This is a genomic window from Acinetobacter sp. YH12040 (assembly GCF_013420005.1).
Taxonomy (GTDB): domain Bacteria; phylum Pseudomonadota; class Gammaproteobacteria; order Pseudomonadales; family Moraxellaceae; genus Acinetobacter; species Acinetobacter amyesii.
In genome coordinates, this window is sequence record NZ_VOZB01000003.1 from 210,382 (window position 1) to 229,625 (window position 19,244).

Here is a 19,244-nt window from a genome sequence, read left to right on the forward strand (position 1 = left end):
AATAAAAAAGGGAAAACGCTGTGTTCTCCCTTGTTTTGTAACAATTTAATCTAGAAAATGAGTTTTTCATAGTTCTAATCAAAACTTTAAGATGCAGCTTAATACCATTTTTTCATCTAATTCACTGTTATTACTTATATAATTTATATTTATTTAAAAACTTATTTGACCATTTTCTAGATACAAAATATGGGCTTTTAAATAATCTAACTCATCGCCATGATGCGTAACATATATCATCGGCAGCGCCAACTGTTCTTTCACCGTGTTTAAAAATGGCAATATTTGATCTTTCAGCCTGCGGTCCAGTCCTGTCAGCGGTTCATCTAACAGCAGTAAGTCAGGCTGTGACAGCAATGCGCGTCCTATGGAAACGCGCTGCGCCTCACCGCCAGAAAGTTCATGCGCCCGCCGTTTGAGCAGTGGCTGTAACTCAAGCAGATTAGTCACTTGCTCAAATTTAAATTTCGCATTTTCCTGAGCGCCTAAGTTCTCCGCATATTGCAGATTTTGCTGCACATTCATATGCGGAAAAAGCCATGCTTTTTGAAAAATCAGCGCAATACTGCGTTGATGCATCGGCACGTTAATCTTCTGCGCCGTATCGAACACATCACGCTGATTCAGCGATATATAACCTTGCTGCGGCTGCAGCAAACCAACCAAATTTTTCAGCAGCGTAGACTTGCCGCTGCCTGATGGCCCCATAATGCCCAGCAGCTGATCCTGCATCTGCAGCCGAGCCTGCAACTTAAAATCGGTGTATTGAAACTGAAAATCACACTGAAGCATGGTCGGCTCCGAGTTTTCGCTGATAGCGCTGTAAAATATAATAATTGGCAATCAATGCGCCAAAAGCCGCCAGCAATGAAAGGATCACTAAACGCATTGCGGCCTCTTCACCATTTGGCTGCTGTATCAACGAATAAATGGCGATAGGAATGGTTCGGGTTTCATCTGGAATATTGCCGACAAAGGTAATGGTTGCGCCAAATTCGCCTAAACTTCGGCTAAATCCTAAAATGCTCCCGATTAAAATGCCCGGCAATGCCAGCGGCAGGCTAATTGATGCAAATACCCGTAACGGATGCGCGCCTAGTGAGCCTGCAACCTGTTCCAGCTGCTGATTAATCATTTGAAAAGACAAACGGATCGGCTGCACAATCAGCGGAAATGACACAATCATGGATGCTAAAACGGCGCCTTTCCAATTAAATGCCAACTGTATTCCCCATGCACTTAACAGCTGCCCAATCCAGCCATTTGAACCAAATAAAATCAACAACAGATAACCCAAAACGACTGGCGGCAATACCATGGGCATTTGCAATAAAGCTTCAACTATAAACTTCAAGTGAAAATCATAACGTGCTAAAACCCATGCCAGTGCAATTGCAAATGGTAAGCAAAATAAAGTTGCACAAATGGCAACCTTGGCTGATAGATACAGCGCACTCCACTCTTCTGGGCTAAGCATGCTTTAACCTTTCACGCCAAAACCATATTGCTTAAAGATGATTTTGCTTTGAGTTTGATCTTTAAGGTAACGGTAAAACTTCACCGCCTCAGGCTTTGCTGCACCTTGGCTTGTTAAAGTGAGCGGGTAAATAATCGGCTGATGTGTACTATTAGGAAAAACGCCATCGATTTTAACTTTTTGGCTAATCATGGCATCTGTACGGTAGACAATACCTGTTTGGCATTCACCGCGCTCTACAAATGCCAAAGCCGAACGAACATCATCCGTTCCAACTATTCGGCCAGTTAAATTTGGCATCCAGCCCAACTTTGTTAGGCTTTGTTTTGCATATTTACCTACAGGTACGGACTCCATTTGCCCAGTACATAAGTGCCCTTGAAAAGACTGTGCAAAATTAAACTGCGGCACGGCTTTAAATTGTACAGTGCTTGTTTTAGGCGTAATCAGTACCAAATCATTAGACAGCACAGCGTGTACATGTTTGGCTGATACTTTTTGCTTTTGCACCAAGTAATTCATCCAATCCTGATCCGCCGAAAAGAATAGGTCACTTGGTGCGCCAGCTTCGATTTGTTTAGCCAAAGCAGATGAAGCGCCAAAAACAGGTACGATTTTAGTTTCTGGATTCTGTGCTTGGAATTGTTTTGCAATATCAGTAATCGCATTCGTCAAACTGGCAGCAGCATATATTTTTACCGTTTCCGCTTGCACCATACTTGCTGTACCGCAAAGTACAGCTAAAAAAGTAAGTCGAATATGCATAGCATGCTCCTACTGCTGTATCAGCAAACCTTGAAGAAGATTACCTGCCTGTACAGACTGACCAGCAGGAATACGAACAAGACAATTGGCTTGCATAAGATTGCTCAACATGTGGGACTGCTGTTTAGCTAAACTGGTCAGCTGCACAGCACCTTGCTCAAACCGAACTGACATTCTTAAAAACCGTTCTCGCGCATCTGCTTTTAAATCATGTGTGATCACACCGCTAAACCATTCCAAAGGAGTTGTTTGACCTTGTAATGCTTTAAGCAGTGAATCTGTATAAATTTGCATACCGACATATATAGCAGCGGGATTGCCCGGCAGTCCGAGTAAATAACAGGAGGTGCTGTCTGGACGCCGATATTGTGCAAACAGCATTGGTTTGCCGGGTTTTTGTTTCACTTTCCAGAAAATTTGCTGAAAACCGATGTCCAAAGCTGCGGGACGAACAAAATCATAATCACCTACAGATACGCCGCCAGTCGTTAAAATTAAATCAAAGCTGTCTTTTAAACGGTTGAATAAATCTAAAACCGCCTGTTTTTCATCTGCAATATGAATCACTTCAACTTGGACGTGCTGCGACTGAAACCATGCTGAAATCAGCGGTGCATTGGCATCAAATATTTTACCTGCACGGTAATCTTCTATATTTTGCGCAACTTCATCACCTGTTATTACGACAGCAATTTTTGGATAGGCAAAAACTTCGCAGTGTGAAATACCAGCCATACTGAGTGCTGCAATTGCGCCGACCATCAGCTTTTGACCACGAGCTGCTAAACATTGTCCAACTGAAATTTCCTCACCGGCATCTCTAATATCTGCATGCGAGTTTAAGGCTGCAGTCAGCTCAATCTGCTGTGTATCCGCCTTCACTATTTCTTGCCGCGCCACAGTTGCCGTACCTTCCGGAATCGGTGCGCCAGTAAATATCCGGACAGCTTGGCCTGCTTTTAAAATAGTTTCAGCCGTTTGCCCTGCACGGATTTCTCCAATGAGCTCAAATTGAGTGCCTGCTTTAATTTCACCCGCTGCACAAATGGCATAGCCATCAACTGCGCTTTGTGCAAATAAAGGCAGCTGAATTTGTGAATGCACATCTGCCGCCAAATAACGGCCTAAAGCGTGCTGAAGCGCCAAAGTTTCATGCGCTAAATTTTGCGTATGTGTCTGAATCAGCGCAAGTGCTTCGTCCACTGAAATCAGTCCTGCTTCAGCACCGCAGCCTGTATGCAATACGGCTTGGTTCATTGGTAGCCTCCTGCGTGGGGAATATTTTTCTGCACATCAAAGAGATGTACCAAGGCAGGTAAAATGGCAACCAGTGATTCTTTTGCGCCTTGTCTGCTGCCCGGCAGTGTAATCACTAAACTGTCATCAATATAGCCAGCAACACCGCGGCTGAGCGCTGCATAAGGCGTACGTTTCTGCCCAAAACTGCGGGATGCTTCCATTAGCCCAGGAATTTCCCGTTTTAACAGCGGCTGAATGGTTTCAACGGTTAAATCTTTAGGGCCAAGACCTGTACCGCCGACAGTCAAAATCAGCGGATATTGCGCCTTATGCTGTTCAACAAGAGCCAAAAGCTGTTCAGGACTGTCTGGTATCACTTGATAGCTGATGTTGCTGAAGTTTGCTTCTTCTAAAATTTCGAGGACATTTTGCCCCGCAGTATCCGGTTTTTTACCGGCAGCAACTGTATCTGAAAGCACAATAATCGAAGCCGATAAGCTTTCTTTTAATACACGGGTAAAATGTGATTTACCGCCTTTTTTCTTTTGCAGTTTCACTTGATCTAAGCATAAATCTTCAGGTTCACAGTGCGGTTTAAGCATGTCATACAGCGTTAAACCTGCAAGGCTGACAGCAGTTAAAGCTTCCATTTCTACCCCTGTAGGCCCAATGGTTTCTACAGTAGCAATAATTTCAACCTGTGCCTCACCCAACTCATACTCCACATCCGCACGGTAGATCGGCAGCGGATGGCATAAAGGAATCAGTTCATCGGTACGTTTAGCGCCCAAAATACCTGCAATACGTGCGGTTTTCAGCGCGTCGCCTTTTTCTGTATTGCCATTACGCAGCAGTTCAATGCAATGTGGCGGTGCATGCAGTATTCCAGTTGCAATGGCTGTACGGTAACTTTCCGCTTTCATGCCCACATTTTTCATTGCTTTGTCCTTATCTTATTCATTTGCATGTGCAGTATTAAATTTGAGGTTTTATAGATGCCATTGATAAATATTGGCATTCAAATGCATAGTCTGATGGCTGCTTTGGTGTGAATGTTCACATGACTCGCCATGGATATGTGTATGCTTCGTTTCGTGATCTGCCACTTCAGGCGCGTGATCCTTACGAATACAGCAGCCCTCTACATATTGACTGCTGCCATCCATATAAAACTCTTCTTTCCACACCGGTACTTCATGCTTAACCCGTTCAACCGCTTCTTCACAGGCTGCAAAAGCCTCACGGCGGTGCGGCGCATAGACCATTGCGATAATGGCCGTATCACCGACCTGCAGCGCACCAATACGGTGTACAACCCGTACATATGACACGCCGTATTTGGCTTGAATTTCCTGCTCAATTTGACGGATCATTTTTTCAGCCACAGGCGCATAAGCTGTATATTTCAAAGCTTTTACCGCTTTGCCTTCATGGTGATTACGCACCGCGCCAATAAATACACCTATACCGCCACATTCAGGAAATGCCTCAATGCTGTCAAAATCAGCTTGGCTGAATACCGTATCTTGTATGCGTGAAATATGCTTGAGCTCCATATTCAGCCTCCCGCCACAGGTGACAGCAGCACAACGGTGCTTTCCTGCACCAATGCGGTTTGCCTTGGCACAATATCTTCCCCAATGGCACAGGCGCAGCGTTCAAGCATGCTGAATGACTCCGGAAATTGATCTGTAACTTGCTGTAAAACCTCTGCAATTGATTGCTGTGCCAAGCAAGTCAGACTTAAATTCGCTGGCAGCAGGCGTTCAATAGCGCCAAAAGATTCTATTTTGATGGTGATCTGACTCATCATTAGCCTCCAATCATATGCATGCTGATTTTTCTAGATGGACTGGATTGAGCTGTTATGGCATGAAAGCCTTGCTCCTTCTGCCAAATATAACTGCCTAATTTTTGCTGCAAAGCCATTGCATCGAGCGGCATTAACTCTGTTGTTTTACTGCTTTTCAGCTGCTGAATTTCATGGCTGAGATTTAAACCTTTTCGGGCAAACAGGCAGTTAAAAAACTCGCCTTGCGCATTCAGTCTCAAACGGTCGCAGCTGCCGCAAAAAGAATTGCTGATGGTTGAAATAATGCCTATAGGCAAGCCGTTGATTAAGTATGATCTGGCTGGTGACGCACCTTGACCGTGCACTGTTTGCACTTCAAAAACAGTATTGAGTTTATCCAGTATGTCTTGTTCGGTAACGACCGCAGCTTTAGACCAGTTTTGATCACCATCCAGCGGCATAAACTCGATAAACCGCAGTTCGAAACCTTGTTGCAGCGCCCATTTTGTTAATGGAATGATTTGCTGTTCATTTAGACCTTTCATTAACACAGCATTGATTTTTATTTCAAAGCCCGCTTGCTGAGCAGCTTCAATCCCGTCTAATACAGGCTGTAATTGTTTTTGTGTCAGCTGGAAAAATTGCGCTTCATCCAAACTGTCTAAGCTGATATTTATGCCATCTAGGCCAGCTTGTTTTAGGGCCTGTGCATATTGCTTCAGATAATGTCCATTGGTTGTCATGGAAATACGTTTAAGGCCTAGATTTCTGAGGTGCTGCAGCTGTTCAATAAAATGTACAACGCCTTGACGCATAAGAGGTTCACCGCCGGTGATCCGGATTTGATCAATCCCGCGCAGCACCATAAACTCACAAAAATTGTAAAGTGATTCAAAACTAAGAAGATTATGTTTTTTCATCCATTCAGGATGTTCAGGCATACAATAGACACATTTAAAATTACAGCGGTCTGTCACTGAAATGCGCAATTTGCGTTTTTCACGGCCAAACTGATCCTTAAAAATGGTCGCTGGCTGTAATTGTGTCATGCTGTTCATGTTTATCTTCCATGGTGCTGTCATTTGCCCTGTCTTAGCTCAGTACAAATTTTGCGCCCTCTTTTCTTGCAGTAAAAATTGCAATAAGTGTTCCAACTTTGCGCTTTTTTGAATATTTATTTCAGAGGATTTGGTTTGTTTTTTTGACACACAAAATCAATAACTTATAAATAACTAATAGCAATTAAAAATATAAATTGCCGTTAAGCCCATTATTTAAGGTATAAAAGCAGTCTGTTTTATCTCTAGATATCATGCTCAAAAGCTTCATATTGGCTGTAGATTTTCTCTCTGGGTTCAAAAACAGCACATTAGGCTCATTATTTGAAATGAAAGCTCCGCAAAAGGTACAGCTTTTAGAGAAAATTCAGCTGACGGTGCTGCTGCAGCTCATCTAGAGAGTTAATGCTGTGAAAAAAGAGTGCATTATTTTGAAAACGTGCAACTTGCATGCGCATTTCGGCAAAACAGCCTTTTAAACTGCGCTGTTTTTGATCAAGATGCACCTGCAGCATTGTGAGACTGCTTCGTTTCAGCAAACAAAATGGATACAGCGCTTTGCCATTAATTTCCACTACAGCTACTTCACACAAGGGATCCCGCTGCATGGCCTGATGCAATCTCGAAAGCACTTTCTTCGGGATATAGGTCACATCGCACGAGACAAACAAAACATAATCAGACTCAACATGTGACCACGCGCTTTTCATCCCCATCAATGGCCCTAAAAATCCGGCTTCATCATCTTGATAAAAGCGGATCGAGGGAATGAGCCGTTTATAAATCGAATGATCGCGATGGCTGTTGATCCAGACATTTTCAGCTCGTGATTTCAACTGCTGATGGATCTTAATCAGCTGAATTTCATTATCAAATTTTTGCAGCACTTTATTCATGCCGTTCATTCTGCGGGCCTGACCGCCCGCCAAAATAACCAAGTCTGTTTCTGGATAGCTTACTGATTTGGTGATTTTCTTCATCATTCTGCGTACTCCGTCTGACAGGCTTTAATTAAGCCTCGAATTTCTGATAAGCACGAACCGCAATTGCCGCCGGCCTTTAAACATGCAGTAACTTGTTTTTCATGGGTAATATTCTTTTCTTTAATGGTTTCAATAATGGTATTTTTACCGACTTTAAAGCAGCTGCACACCAGCGGACCTGCACTGTTAGTCATGTTCATCGGCTGACCTGCAAGCAGCGCTTTGCGGTGCATTGCACTTAGACGTTCACGCTTAAACATGCCAGCAATCCAATCACGGTCTGGCAGCATAGAGCGCTGCGCAATATATAGACTGGCAATTAAATGCCCATCTTGCAGCACCACGGTATGACTCAAATCGGCAGTTTGATCTTCCAAATTCAGCCATTCAAAGCTTTCATCGGTAAATGGCAGTAATATTTTCAGCTGCTGAACCGTGTTTCTAAATTTTTTACGATCTGCCAACTCAAAACGTGTCGCTTTCGCTGTTTTAATTTTGGTCCACCACACCGTGTTTTGAATTGTGTTTTGCACCATTTGCTCAAAGCCGTCACGTACATACAGTACACCTTGCCACTGTGTATAAAACGGCTGTACAAATACAGGTGTATGTTTAAATTCAGGCTCACCAGATAGTGCATCGACCACAGGATTCACCACTTTGCCTATACGCGCATCCGATGCGACTTGGTCATTCCAATGAATTGGCGCAAAGATTTGACCGCGTCGAATTTTACTGCTGACCTGTGCACGTAAAATACATAAGCCCCAGTTAGATTTCACCTCAACCAGTTCCCCATCTTTAACACCAAACTTCAGTGCATCTTGCGGGTGTATTTCACAAAATGGTTCGGCGATATGTGTACTCAAGTTTGCAGATAAACCCGTACGGCTCATGGTGTGCCATTGATCACGGATACGTCCAGTATTTAAAACCAGCGGATATTCGCCGCAAATCTTGTTCAAAGGGTCAATAGCGGTTATTGCGACAAACTTAGCTTTGGCATCGGGATGGCTGAATTGACCTGCTGAAAACAAACGGCTGACTGCATCAACGCTCTGATCTAACTGCCAAACTGGCCATTGCACGGGCTTTAATTCAGCATAATCTTGTGCAGATAACTTACTTAAACCCTGCAAGTTAAAGTAGCGAAAAGACTCAGTTGTATCACGTTGATCTAAAGGCGCATTTTGATAGGCAGATAATTTTGCATGTTCAATAAATATGTCATAGCTGCTGCTGTAGTCAAAACCGCTATAACCCATCTTTTGCGCGACTTGTGCAATAGACCACCAATCTGCTTTGGCTTCACCCGGCGCATCTAAAAATGCAGTTTGACGTGAAATACGGCGTTCAGAATTGGTAACGGTTCCGTCTTTTTCACCCCAGCCCAATGCAGGTAAAAGCACATCTGCATATATTGCTGTGTCTGTGTCTTTGCAAATGTCCGACACCACTACAAACTCGCATTGCTCTAAGGCACGTTTGACTTGATCTGCATCTGGCAAGCTCACAACAGGATTGGTAGCCATAATCCAGATGACTTTTATTTTGCCGCTTTCAACCGCCTGAAACAGATCAACCGCTTTTAATCCCGCTTTATTGGCAATAAATGGACTTTGCCAAAACTCTTGTACTAATGCCTGATGCGCTGTGTTATCGACATCTAAGTGCGCAGCCAGCATATTGGCTAAGCCGCCAACCTCGCGGCCGCCCATCGCATTGGGCTGACCTGTCATAGAAAATGGCGCTGCGCCTAATTTTCCGATTTTGCCTGTAAGTAAATGGCAATTGATAATGCTGTTGGCTTTGTCTACACCGCGCGAAGACTGATTAACCCCCATCGAAAATAGCGACATAACTTTGTCAGTTTGCGCAAATTTTTCAAAAAATAGCTGTAATTTTTCTAAAGAAATACCTGTGCGCTCAGCAACTGCTGTCATAGAAGCTTCTGTTTTACTTTGCTCCAGCGCTTGCGCTAAACCTTGAGTATGTTTGGCGATAAAATCTACATCACCATGGTTATTTTGTACTAAATACTGCAGCAAACCGTTGAACAGTGCGACATCTTGCCCCGGTAAAATTGGCAAATGCAAATCTGCAGCCTCACAGGTACTGGTAAAGCGCGGATCAATGACCACCACGAATAAATCACGTTCTTCTTTGGCTTTCATAATGCGCTGATACAGCACGGGATGGCACCATGCTGTATTGGAACCGACCAGCACCACCATATCTGTATGCTCAAAGTCTTCATAGCTTGCTGGTACAAGGTCTTCACCAAATGCACGCTTATGTGCCGCCACAGCCGATGACATGCAAAGCCGTGAATTGGTGTCAATATTTGCAGTACCTAAATAGCCTTTGACAAATTTGTTAACGGCATAGTAATCCTCCGTCAGCAGTTGGCCCGACACATAAAAAGCGATGCTTTCACGTCCGTACAGATCTATACATTGCTGAAATTTTTCGGCAATCAGTGCTGTTGCCGTGTTCCAATCTGTAGCCTGACGAGTATGGAATGGCGATGTTTGACGCCCAAGCATCGGCTGTAAAACACGTGTTTCTAATCCAATCGTATCGGCTAAGTTACTGCCTTTAATGCACAGCTTGCCATAGTTTGATGGATGGTTCGCATCGCCAGTCACGCTCACTTTTTGCCCTACAGCAGTCTGTTCAACTGTTGCGCTCACGCCGCAACCGACACCGCAGTATGGGCAAGTGGTTTGCGTTGTTTTAATTTTATTTTCTGTGGAGCTATGCAGTTCCACGATCGGGATGCTATTCACTTCTGCTGGCTCCTTTTCCAATTCTAACGAGGTATTGCAATAATTTTTAATATTAGACTACTTGCATAAGTAGATTTTTAATCAACACTTAATTCATATAAGAAGTTCCCTCTCCTTTTAAAGGATGAGGAACATAGTTCCGCAAGTGGGTGAGGATTTATATGAAAAGCCCCCTCATCCTAACCTTCTCCCAGTGGGAGAAGGGACTTTCAAAATTAAAGACGCATTACCCTGCTTTCTTTAATGCAAAATCCTTACCAAACAGCAATTTGTTTCGGATACTTGAAATTGGAGTTTGATCTGAAATCAATTCTGCATACCATGCCCCGTCTTCAGTATCGCCAAACAGCACAGCACCAATCACTCTATCTTTTTGAATAATAATGCGTTTATAGATTTGGCGTTTTTCATCATTCAAAATAATGTCTTCAAAATCATCCAACGGTTCAAAGTTGCCTGCAGAAAAAACATCACAGCCGCTGACTTTTAACTGCGTCGGAACCGTAGGCGCTTTGAAGGTTAAGCTGCCATGTTCGGCCAAATGCGATGCACAAATGAATGCCTGTCCCCAAAGCGGTTCAACTAAACCGAAAGTTTGGCTTCGGTGTTCAATACATTCACCCACCGCATAAATACTCGGATCAAAAGTTTGCATGGTGTCATTCACCATGACACCGCGGCCGCAGCGCAGTCCTGCACTTTGCGCAAGCTCAATATTCGGACGAATACCCACCGCAAAAACCACAAGATCTGCATCTAAAACAGTACCGTCTTGCAAACGCAGCTGCTTCACATGGCCATCTTCACCCATCAACTCTTGGGTATTTGCTGCGGTCATGATTTTTAAACCTTTTTGTTCAATCGCATGATTGAGCATTAAGCTGGCTTTTTCATCTAACTGACGGTCCATAATACGATCCATCAAATGCAGTACTGTGACATTCATGCCACGCTGTTTCAGGCCATACGCAGCCTCTAGGCCAAGTAAACCGCCGCCAATCACCACTGCATTTTGCTTAGATTTACAGTAATCCAGCATGCGGTTTACATCATAAATATCACGGAAGCTGAGAACACCTTTTAAGTCAGTTCCCGGTATAGGCGGAATAAATGGCTTAGAACCTGTCGCTAAAATCAGACGGTCATAATCGATGACCAAGCCTTTTTCTGTGTATACCTGCTTGCGCGGACGGTCTATGCGTACCGCCGCATCACCTGCTACAAAACGGATATTTTTGTCTTTATACCAAGCATGTGAATGCAGCATGATATCTTCAATGGTTTTATCACCTGAAAGCACAGGTGAAAGCATAATTCGGTTGTAATTACCCCAAGGTTCTTCACCAATGACCGTAATTTCATAACGCTCTGGCGCCATATCCAGCAGATCTTCTAAGCAACGCATACCTGCTAAGCCATTGCCGACCAAAACAAGTTTCATCAACTCAGACGATGGCGCGTTATTGGTAATATAGGTTTTTTGAGCAGTTGGACTAATCAGCACACGGCCATTTTCAATTTTGCTTGGAAAAACCAAGAGTTTTTGGTCTTTATCTTCTAAGCAGCGTCCAGTAGCAAGGCTGAAATGCTGTTTATAAATGGGTGATGCCACAACACGCTCACCCTGCAAGTCACCAATAATACCGCGGGACATAACATAGGCTTGGCTAAATGGGTCCTGATTGCTGAGCGCATAAACCCGCTTTTCTTCACCGACACGGAATATCGCAATTTGCTGATTTTCAATCAGTGCGCCCACACCTGTATTTGGCGTAATATCATCTAATGCACAAACATCAAACCAGTCTAAATCATTCATTTCTTTTAAAATTGTCATCTTTAAGTTCCTCTTATCATTCTTTAGCTTTATTAGATCTCTTACAGAAGTTCTTTTTATCCATAAATTCATTTAGATCTAAATTCCCTCTCCTTTTAGGAGAGGGTTAGGGAGAGGTATTTGTTAAAACTCTTCATCCTAGCCTTCTACCTGAGCCATATAAGGTCTAAGTAAAGGAATTTATACTTTGAAAAATAATGGAAAATTTTAATTTTAACTTTCGTAAGATCTCTATTGCTGTGATTAAGCTTCAACCACTGGAATGCGTGACGAATCGCGTTCAGCTTCTGTTTTGGGTCTGATTTGACCGCGAACGGATGCAAACTGAATATGCGGATCATTTTGCTGTTCTGCTTTTGCATTCACGAAAGTCACAAAGCGTTTACGTACTTCAGGATCTTCTACAGCAGTACGCCATTCATCTTGATATGTACCCACAACATGGCTCATACGGCGTTCAAGTTCACCCGCTACGCCAAGCGAATCATTTACAACGACATCTTTCAGGTAATCTAAACCGCCTTCCATGTTGTCGCGCCATACAGAAGTACGCTGCAAACGGTCTGCTGTTTGAATGTAGAACATAAAGAAACGGTCAATGTATTTGATCAATGTTTGCGTATCTAAGTCAGAAGCCAATAATTCTGCATGACGCGGTTTCATACCGCCATTGCCGCATACATAAAGGTTCCAGCCCTTTTCTGTCGCAATCACGCCCACATCTTTACTTTGCGCCTCAGCACATTCACGGGTACAGCCCGACACAGCCATTTTCAGTTTGTGCGGTGAGCGAAGGCCTTTGTAGCGGTTCTCTAAATAAATCGCCAAGCCGACTGAATCGTCCACGCCATAACGGCACCAAGTACTGCCGACACAAGATTTCACCGTACGCAGTGATTTTCCGTAGGCATGGCCAGACTCAAAACCAGCAGCAATCAATTTTTCCCAGATTTCAGGCAGTTGATGCACTTGTGCACCAAACATATCAACACGCTGACCGCCTGTAAGTTTGGTATATAGACCATATTCTTTGGCAATTTGACCCACGGCAATTAATCCGTCCGGAGTAACTTCACCGCCCGCCATACGAGGTACTACTGAATATGAACCGTCTTTTTGAATATTGCCGAGGTAGTAGTCATTACTGTCTTGCAAGCCCGCATGGCTTGGTTTAAGTACAAAGTCATTCCAGCATGACGCTAGGATATTGGCTGCCGTCGGTTTACAGATATCACAGCCTAAACCATGGCCATGCTGTTGAATCAGGTCATCAAAGGTTTTGATTTCGTTCACACGTACCAAGTGATAGAGCTCTTGGCGTGAATAAGCAAAGTGTTCACATAAATGGTTATTTACAGTTACACCTTGACGCTGAAGCTCTGATTTAAGTACTTGAGTGACTAATGGCGCACAGCCGCCGCAAGCTGTTGCAGCTTTAGTACATTTTTTCAATGCGCCTAAAGAAGTCGATCCGTCAGCAATGGCTGAACAAATATCTGCTTTAGAGACGTTGTTACATGAACAAATCGTTGCGCTGTCTGGCAGCAGATCGACACCGCTTCCGCCCGATTTACCTGAAGATTGTGCATAGCCAGGCATGATTAGGCTTTCTGGAACTTCTAAGCCATTCAGCATCATTTGCAGCAGGTCATTGTATTCTTTAGCACAGCCCACCAATACTGCACCTAGCAGCTTAGTTTTCTCTGCATTCACGACAATTTTTTTATAAACCTGAGCTGCTTCATCTGCATAGAAATAGCTTAAAGAATTTGGTGTCATTGCATGCGCATCGCCTACAGATGCAACATCAACTCCCATCAGTTTCAGCTTGGTGCTCATATCTGCACCAGCGAAAAGCGTGCAGTTTTGTTCCATCACATGCTTTGCTGCAATACGTGCCATGTCATAGCCCGGCGCAACTAGGCCATAAATTTTATTTTGCCAAAGCGCACATTCACCAATGGCATAAATGTCAGGGTTTGAAGTTTGGCAATAATCGTTAATTACAATACCGCCACGCTCACCAATGGCTAAACCACTTTGGCGCGCTAATTCATCGCGTGGGCGGATACCTGCAGAGAATAAGATGATGTCGGTTTCCAGTTCAGAACCATCACCAAACTTCATTACATGCTTCGCATTTGCACCGTCTTCAATGCAAGATGTTGCTTTTTGCGTATGGACTTTAACACCTAGATTTTCAATTTTCGAGCGTAAAACTTTACCGCCTAGATCATCAATCTGAACTGCCATTAAGCGTGGTGCAAATTCAACAACATGGGTTTCTAAGTTTAAATCACGCAGCGCTTTTGCTGCTTCTAAACCCAATAAACCGCCGCCGATCACCACACCTGTTTTAGCATTGAAGCTTGCGGCACGGATGGCATCCAAGTCTTCAATGGTACGGTACACAAAGCAGTTTTCACGTTCATTGCCTGGAATTGGCGGCACAAATGCATATGAACCTGTTGCGAGCACCAGCTTGTCAAAAGAAAGAATATCACCGTGATTGGTCGTGACCGTTTTATTACGCTGATCAATTTCAACCGCTTTGGTGCTCAGGCGTAAATCTATACCGTATGCATCAGCAAAGTCGCTGCGGCATAGGGTTAAATCTTTAGCCGATTTACCGCTGAAATATTCAGTTAAATGCACACGGTCATAGGCTAAACGCGGCTCTTCAGCCAAAATGGTTAATTCAACATCATCACCTGCGTGTTCCAGTACAGATTCGATAAATTTATGGCCAACCATGCCATGTCCAATCATGATGATTTTCATATTCTTTCTCCGCAAGATTTTTTTTGTTTGCCCCTAAAGCGCTATGTTTTGTTTAGAGGCAACTTTCAGTATTAGTTTTGAGCTTCAGCTAAATTTCGTTCATTTACAGCTTGTTCAAATAGGCGCTGTTCTTTTTCTTTATGCTCTACAGAGAAGCGGATCATCAGTACACAGCTTGCAGCGATAACCACTAGACCGCCCAACACCATAAGCGTGGTTTGAATATCCAGCATGCCTTTAAGCAAGAAGCCTGCAGCCACTGCACCTACGTTACCGCCTGCACCGATAATGCCTGCAACACCGCCTAAAGCATCACGGTCAATGAATGGCACCAGCGCATAGGTAGCACCGCAAGCCATATGTGTGAAGAGCGCAAAGACTGTCATTGCAAGGATTGCAAGCACTGCAGTATTCATTTGTGAGAAGACAATCAGGAATAAGCCTTCTAGCAGAATCATGGCAAATAACACTTTGGTACGGCCATCTAAGCCTTTTTTAGTCGCTACTTTGTCCGAAACAATGCCGCCAAGCGCACGAGCAAACAATGCAAGCAAACCAAAGATACCTGCTGCCATACCCGCCTCTTTTAATCCAAAGCTGAAATGGTCGACGTAGTACATTGCTACAATGTTGTGAATAAAGATTTCAATACCGAAACAAGCTGCGTAAGCGCCAAATAGAATCCATACACGGTAATTGCGTGCTGCATGCATTAGAATTGCCAAGCCGCCTTTTTTGTCACTGCCAACACTGATGCCTTGTTCGCGAAGTTCTTTAAAGTTGCCTTGCGGGCAGTCTTGGGTAAATTTCCAATACAGCGCGCCTACGATCAACATCATCACACCAGGAACGATTAACGCTATGCGCCAGCCCATCGCTTGCTCTACACCAAACATAACGAGTGCGCCAAGCAATAAAGGCATGAGGGCTTGAGTTGCACCGCCGCCGGCATTACCCCAGCCTGCTGTTGCCGCATTGGCTGTACCCACCACATTAGGCGCAAACATAATGCTAGTGTGGTATTGCGTGATGACAAAGCTTGCGCCGATCGCACCGATCAGCAAGCGGAAGAAAAGAAAAGATTCATAGCTATTCGCAGATGCAACCCCAAAGACTGGGATGCTGCCGACAATTAATAATGCTGTGTAGGTCTTACGCGGGCCATATTTATCACATAAAGGGCCGACAATCAGGCGGACTAAAATCGTGATTGCAACCGCAGCAATATTAATATTAGCGATTTGGTCTTTTGTTAGATTAAATTCGCCAGCAATCACTGGCATCAACGGTGCACAGGCAAACCATGCAAAGAAGCAAACAAAGAATGCGAGCCAACTCATGTGGAAGGCCCGCATTGCTGCTGAAGAAAAATTAAATAGACTTATTTTTGTGGCTTTTTTGGCATTTAAATTTGAAGACATAACCTTCTCCTGACTGAACTGAACGCATGAATTACTCGGTTATGTCGCTAACACATAACAGAGTCGATCAGAACGGACGTCGTTGGCCGTCTAACAAATTTTTAGAGTCTTCTTTGACTCAATAAGTATTAAGCACGATACGTGCCAAGTTTTTATTTCAATCGTAAATTTCATCTCTATATTTAAGCATTGAGCACCGATCTATCCGAAAATAAGCGAATTAAGGTAAATAGATAGTCAATATGCCTATAGAGATGCGGCTGAATGTTCAAACGTGGTTCAGCCCTGCACAAGATCAGTGCACAGAAATGGTTCAATTTTAAAATGTGCATATAACCAAGCTAAAATTTAGAAGCAGATTTATATTTTGTATTGTCTTAAAATTTGGCATTTAAATTGCTTAGAAAACTCAATACGTATTTGTTTGGCTCTGTCTGAGCGTTTGCATGCCAAAACTAAAAATAGCCCTAATTGATGATGATCAAGAACGCGCTGAATTTATTCAAGCCTCATTAATTCAACATGACTTTGATGTGGTCGCCAGTTTCATGATTGATCATTTAAATATGTCATATCTGCAAAATATTCAGGCAGATGTGATTTTATTGGATATGGATCATCCACATCGCGATGTCATTGAAAGCTGTGTCAGCCAATTTGACTTACCGACTGTTCTGTTCACTAAAAATTCGAGTCTTGAAATCATCCGAAGCGCGATTGATGCGGGTGTCACGGCATATATTGTCGATGGTATTGACCCTGCACGTTTGAATAGCATTTTAGAAATTTCGATTGAACAATATAAAAAGCATAAAAAACTGCTGAATGATTTGGCTGAAACCAAGTGCAAACTGGCCGATCGAAAAGATATTGAAAAAGCCAAAGTGCTTTTAATACAAATGCATGGTTTAACCGAAGATCAAGCATTTAATTTGCTGAGAAAAAATGCCATGAGTCACCGTATGACGATGGGTGAAATGGCGCGCCGACTGCTTGATGCGCAAGCGCTGTTACAGTCTCAATTTAAGGAATAAACCATGCAAAAGCTTGAAAAAACTGATATTCACTTGGGCTATATTCCTTTACTTGACTGTGTTGCTTTGCTCTGGGCAGAACATCAAGGTTATTTTGCGGAACAAGGGTTGAACGTCACGCTGACTCAAGAACCATCTTGGGCAAGTTTACGCGACCGTCTAGCTTTTGGTTTTTTAGATGTAGCACACTGTTTATCGGCCATGCTGCCTGCGTCTGTGACGGGCAAAGACCATCTCGGCATTCCCTTACAAACCTCTCTTACACTCAGTACTAACTGCGCTTATATTAGTTTGAGTCAAAAGCTGTGCTATGAATTAAATATCCATGCTTTAGATCTACCAATTAATTCAGCAGAGAAAATCGTATCTGCGATAAAACAGAATCAAACGATTCAGTTGGCGCATGTTTTTCAGCATTCGATTCATCATTATATTCTAAGAGAATGGCTGGCACTTGCAGACACAGAAATTGCTCAAACGCAAACGTTTTCAACTTTACCACCGCCTTATATGGTCGAAGCAATATCAACGCAACGAATTGATGTATTCTGTGTCGGAGAGCCGTGGAATACGCAAGCTGAAATACAAGGCTATAGTCGTATTATTGTCAATAGCCAAGATATTATTGATCATATTCCAGATAAAGTTTTGGCTTTTACCCATGATTGGGCAGAAAAACATCCCAATACCTTAAACGCAATCCATCTTGCCATCCAAAAAGCCCAAAACGATCTGCTTCAACAAACGCATTTTTCTGAAATATTTTCTTTGTTAAAGCAATATCACATCATCCGTTTTGATTGTTCTGAGCAGATTCAGGTCGAGGCCTTTCATCGGATCAAAAACATCATTCAAAATTTTGGTAAGACCCAAGCGCCACAAACTTCAGATTTTGAATGGATGATTCAAAAAATGCAGCAATACGATCAATTAAATATTGAAGATGAAAAGGTTATTGAAATAGCTCAGTCTTGTATTTATCAGGATGCTTTGGGCTGAAGTGATTGATATTCCATAAGACTCTATCATCTGAATAGTGGATTTTATGAAATATCAATCATGAAACATTGATTAGTTATGCATCTGCATCGATGGCGCGCAGATCGATATTTTCTTCAACAAAGACTTCACGAATGCAATCCAATATCTTTGGAATGTAATTACTATGATCCATATTGCGCACTGACAAAGAAATTGGACTATAGGCTTCCAAATCTAAGATTGGAATGTACATCAAATTTTTCATCCCAATATCACTAGCACTTTCAGGAATCAGGGAAATGCCCTCTCCCGACGCTACTAAGCCCAAAGCCATATGAATTTCACGCACTTCGGTTAAATGTTTAGGTACAAGTCCTAACTCGGTAAAAATAGATTGGATGAGGGTGGAAAAATTCGGTTTAGGTGTCGTAGGGTAGGCAAAAATTGGTTCATCTAAAATTTGAGAAAGATAAATGCCTTTGTCTTTAAATTCAGCCAAATGATGGTTTTTATGAATAGCTAAACGTAGCGCTTCTTTTCTTAATAAAACACGTTTAATAGACGGATCTGTTAATCGCAGTCGTCCAAAACCAATATCGATTCGACCGGTTTTTAAGGCTTCAATCTGATCACGTGTGCCACATTCTATGAGTTCAACATGAATATCTGGGTTACGTTGTCGAAATAAATAAATAATTTGTGGCAATAATGCGTATAAAAGCGAACTGACATAACCAATGCGGACAGTTTTATCGACGGCATTAATTCGCTGTGCCATGGTTGTGGCCTGGGCGGTATGCGTCAATATCTGTACAGCATGCTCATAAAAGAACATACCTGCTTCTGTGGTTTTCACGGGTCTAGAACCACGCTCAAACAAGGTAATCCCCAGTTCTTCTTCAAGTTTTTGAATTTGGCGGCTCAAAGGCGGCTGAGCAATACATAATTTTTCTGCTGCCTTGGTAATACTTTGCTCTTCAACCACGGTGACAAAGTAACGTAAGTGCCTTAATTCCATTTATATACCTTTTAAGTATCTAAAAATACCAAAATCGCTCTAGTTAAAGATATTACATTAAATTAGGGT

16 protein-coding genes are annotated in these 19,244 nt (G+C 42.9%); 2 read left to right on the forward strand and 14 right to left on the reverse strand.

Annotated features, from left to right (window positions below):
- Window positions 1-153: 153 nt before the first annotated feature.
- The 13 genes from FTT99_RS04295 to FTT99_RS04355 form a co-directional block, all read right to left on the reverse strand.
- Entirely contained in the window at window positions 154-792 is a 639-nt protein-coding gene (locus FTT99_RS04295; protein ID WP_180004427.1) for an ATP-binding cassette domain-containing protein, read from the reverse strand.
- Window positions 779-1,477, reverse strand: a complete 699-nt coding sequence (gene modB / locus FTT99_RS04300; RefSeq protein ID WP_180129780.1) for a molybdate ABC transporter permease subunit — start codon at window positions 1,475-1,477, stop codon at window positions 779-781. The genes FTT99_RS04295 and modB overlap by 14 nt, the downstream gene beginning before the upstream one ends.
- Window positions 1,478-1,480: 3 nt before the next feature.
- Entirely contained in the window at window positions 1,481-2,242 is a 762-nt protein-coding gene (gene modA / locus FTT99_RS04305; RefSeq protein WP_180129777.1) for a molybdate ABC transporter substrate-binding protein, read from the reverse strand.
- Window positions 2,243-2,251: 9 nt separating this feature from the next.
- A complete protein-coding gene (locus tag FTT99_RS04310) occupies window positions 2,252-3,499 on the reverse strand; it encodes a molybdopterin molybdotransferase MoeA (RefSeq protein WP_180129776.1) in 1,248 nt (415 codons plus the stop codon).
- A complete protein-coding gene (gene moaCB / locus FTT99_RS04315; RefSeq protein WP_180129774.1) occupies window positions 3,496-4,419 on the reverse strand; it encodes a bifunctional molybdenum cofactor biosynthesis protein MoaC/MoaB in 924 nt (307 codons plus the stop codon). The genes FTT99_RS04310 and moaCB overlap by 4 nt, the downstream gene beginning before the upstream one ends.
- Before the next feature lie 51 nt (window positions 4,420-4,470).
- Window positions 4,471-5,037 carry a molybdenum cofactor biosynthesis protein MoaE gene (locus tag FTT99_RS04320; RefSeq protein ID WP_180129773.1) on the reverse strand — a complete coding sequence of 189 codons (567 nt, stop codon included), beginning with the start codon at window positions 5,035-5,037 and terminating at the stop codon, window positions 4,471-4,473.
- A gap of 2 nt (window positions 5,038-5,039) precedes the next feature.
- Window positions 5,040-5,291, reverse strand: a complete 252-nt coding sequence (locus tag FTT99_RS04325; protein WP_180161288.1) for a MoaD/ThiS family protein — start codon at window positions 5,289-5,291, stop codon at window positions 5,040-5,042.
- Between the two features lie 2 nt (window positions 5,292-5,293).
- Complete coding sequence (gene moaA / locus FTT99_RS04330; protein WP_180129771.1) at window positions 5,294-6,331, reverse strand: GTP 3',8-cyclase MoaA; 1,038 nt, start codon at window positions 6,329-6,331, stop codon at window positions 5,294-5,296.
- Between the two features lie 356 nt (window positions 6,332-6,687).
- Complete coding sequence (locus FTT99_RS04335; protein ID WP_373684799.1) at window positions 6,688-7,311, reverse strand: molybdenum cofactor guanylyltransferase; 624 nt, start codon at window positions 7,309-7,311, stop codon at window positions 6,688-6,690.
- On the reverse strand, window positions 7,311-10,103 hold the full coding sequence (locus FTT99_RS04340) for a nitrate reductase (RefSeq protein ID WP_180129768.1): 2,793 nt from the start codon (window positions 10,101-10,103) through the stop codon (window positions 7,311-7,313). The genes FTT99_RS04335 and FTT99_RS04340 overlap by 1 nt, the downstream gene beginning before the upstream one ends.
- Before the next feature lie 226 nt (window positions 10,104-10,329).
- Entirely contained in the window at window positions 10,330-11,940 is a 1,611-nt protein-coding gene (gene nirD / locus FTT99_RS04345; protein ID WP_180129767.1) for a nitrite reductase small subunit NirD, read from the reverse strand.
- Between the two features lie 243 nt (window positions 11,941-12,183).
- Entirely contained in the window at window positions 12,184-14,721 is a 2,538-nt protein-coding gene (gene nirB / locus FTT99_RS04350; protein WP_218954487.1) for a nitrite reductase large subunit NirB, read from the reverse strand.
- Between the two features lie 71 nt (window positions 14,722-14,792).
- Complete coding sequence (locus tag FTT99_RS04355; protein ID WP_180129765.1) at window positions 14,793-16,142, reverse strand: MFS transporter; 1,350 nt, start codon at window positions 16,140-16,142, stop codon at window positions 14,793-14,795.
- Window positions 16,143-16,588: 446 nt separating this feature from the next.
- Here FTT99_RS04355 and FTT99_RS04360 point away from each other — a divergent pair, with 446 nt between their 5' ends.
- Together FTT99_RS04360 and FTT99_RS04365 are read left to right on the forward strand one after the other, a co-directional pair.
- The gene (locus FTT99_RS04360) at window positions 16,589-17,176 is read left to right on the forward strand and encodes an ANTAR domain-containing response regulator (protein ID WP_078190882.1); all 588 of its coding nucleotides are present in this window, start codon (window positions 16,589-16,591) and stop codon (window positions 17,174-17,176) included.
- Between the two features lie 3 nt (window positions 17,177-17,179).
- Window positions 17,180-18,175, forward strand: coding sequence for an ABC transporter substrate-binding protein (locus FTT99_RS04365; RefSeq protein WP_180129763.1), 996 nt, complete (start codon window positions 17,180-17,182; stop codon window positions 18,173-18,175).
- A gap of 76 nt (window positions 18,176-18,251) precedes the next feature.
- Here the strand turns inward: FTT99_RS04365 and catM are convergent, their stop codons facing one another.
- A complete protein-coding gene (gene catM / locus FTT99_RS04370; RefSeq protein ID WP_180023667.1) occupies window positions 18,252-19,175 on the reverse strand; it encodes a cis,cis-muconate-binding transcription regulator CatM in 924 nt (307 codons plus the stop codon).
- Window positions 19,176-19,244 lie beyond the last annotated feature (69 nt).

Excerpts from the sequence above, each read along its gene's own strand:
- FTT99_RS04365 (WP_180129763.1), top strand. The coding sequence starts at position 17,180 with ATGCAAAAGCTTGAAAAAACTGATATTCACTTGGGCTATATTCCTTTA.
- moaA (WP_180129771.1), bottom strand. The coding sequence starts at position 6,331 with ATGAACAGCATGACACAATTACAGCCAGCGACCATTTTTAAGGATCAG.
- FTT99_RS04325 (WP_180161288.1), bottom strand. The coding sequence starts at position 5,291 with ATGAGTCAGATCACCATCAAAATAGAATCTTTTGGCGCTATTGAACGC.
- modB (WP_180129780.1), bottom strand. The coding sequence starts at position 1,477 with ATGCTTAGCCCAGAAGAGTGGAGTGCGCTGTATCTATCAGCCAAGGTT.
- FTT99_RS04295 (WP_180004427.1), bottom strand. The coding sequence starts at position 792 with ATGCTTCAGTGTGATTTTCAGTTTCAATACACCGATTTTAAGTTGCAG.
- FTT99_RS04320 (WP_180129773.1), bottom strand. The coding sequence starts at position 5,037 with ATGGAGCTCAAGCATATTTCACGCATACAAGATACGGTATTCAGCCAA.
- FTT99_RS04310 (WP_180129776.1), bottom strand. The coding sequence starts at position 3,499 with ATGAACCAAGCCGTATTGCATACAGGCTGCGGTGCTGAAGCAGGACTG.
- catM (WP_180023667.1), bottom strand. The coding sequence starts at position 19,175 with ATGGAATTAAGGCACTTACGTTACTTTGTCACCGTGGTTGAAGAGCAA.
- nirD (WP_180129767.1), bottom strand. The coding sequence starts at position 11,940 with ATGACAATTTTAAAAGAAATGAATGATTTAGACTGGTTTGATGTTTGT.
- FTT99_RS04335 (WP_373684799.1), bottom strand. The coding sequence starts at position 7,311 with ATGAAGAAAATCACCAAATCAGTAAGCTATCCAGAAACAGACTTGGTT.
- modA (WP_180129777.1), bottom strand. The coding sequence starts at position 2,242 with ATGCATATTCGACTTACTTTTTTAGCTGTACTTTGCGGTACAGCAAGT.
- FTT99_RS04355 (WP_180129765.1), bottom strand. The coding sequence starts at position 16,142 with ATGTCTTCAAATTTAAATGCCAAAAAAGCCACAAAAATAAGTCTATTT.
- moaCB (WP_180129774.1), bottom strand. The coding sequence starts at position 4,419 with ATGAAAAATGTGGGCATGAAAGCGGAAAGTTACCGTACAGCCATTGCA.
- nirB (WP_218954487.1), bottom strand. The coding sequence starts at position 14,721 with ATGAAAATCATCATGATTGGACATGGCATGGTTGGCCATAAATTTATC.
- FTT99_RS04360 (WP_078190882.1), top strand. The coding sequence starts at position 16,589 with ATGCCAAAACTAAAAATAGCCCTAATTGATGATGATCAAGAACGCGCT.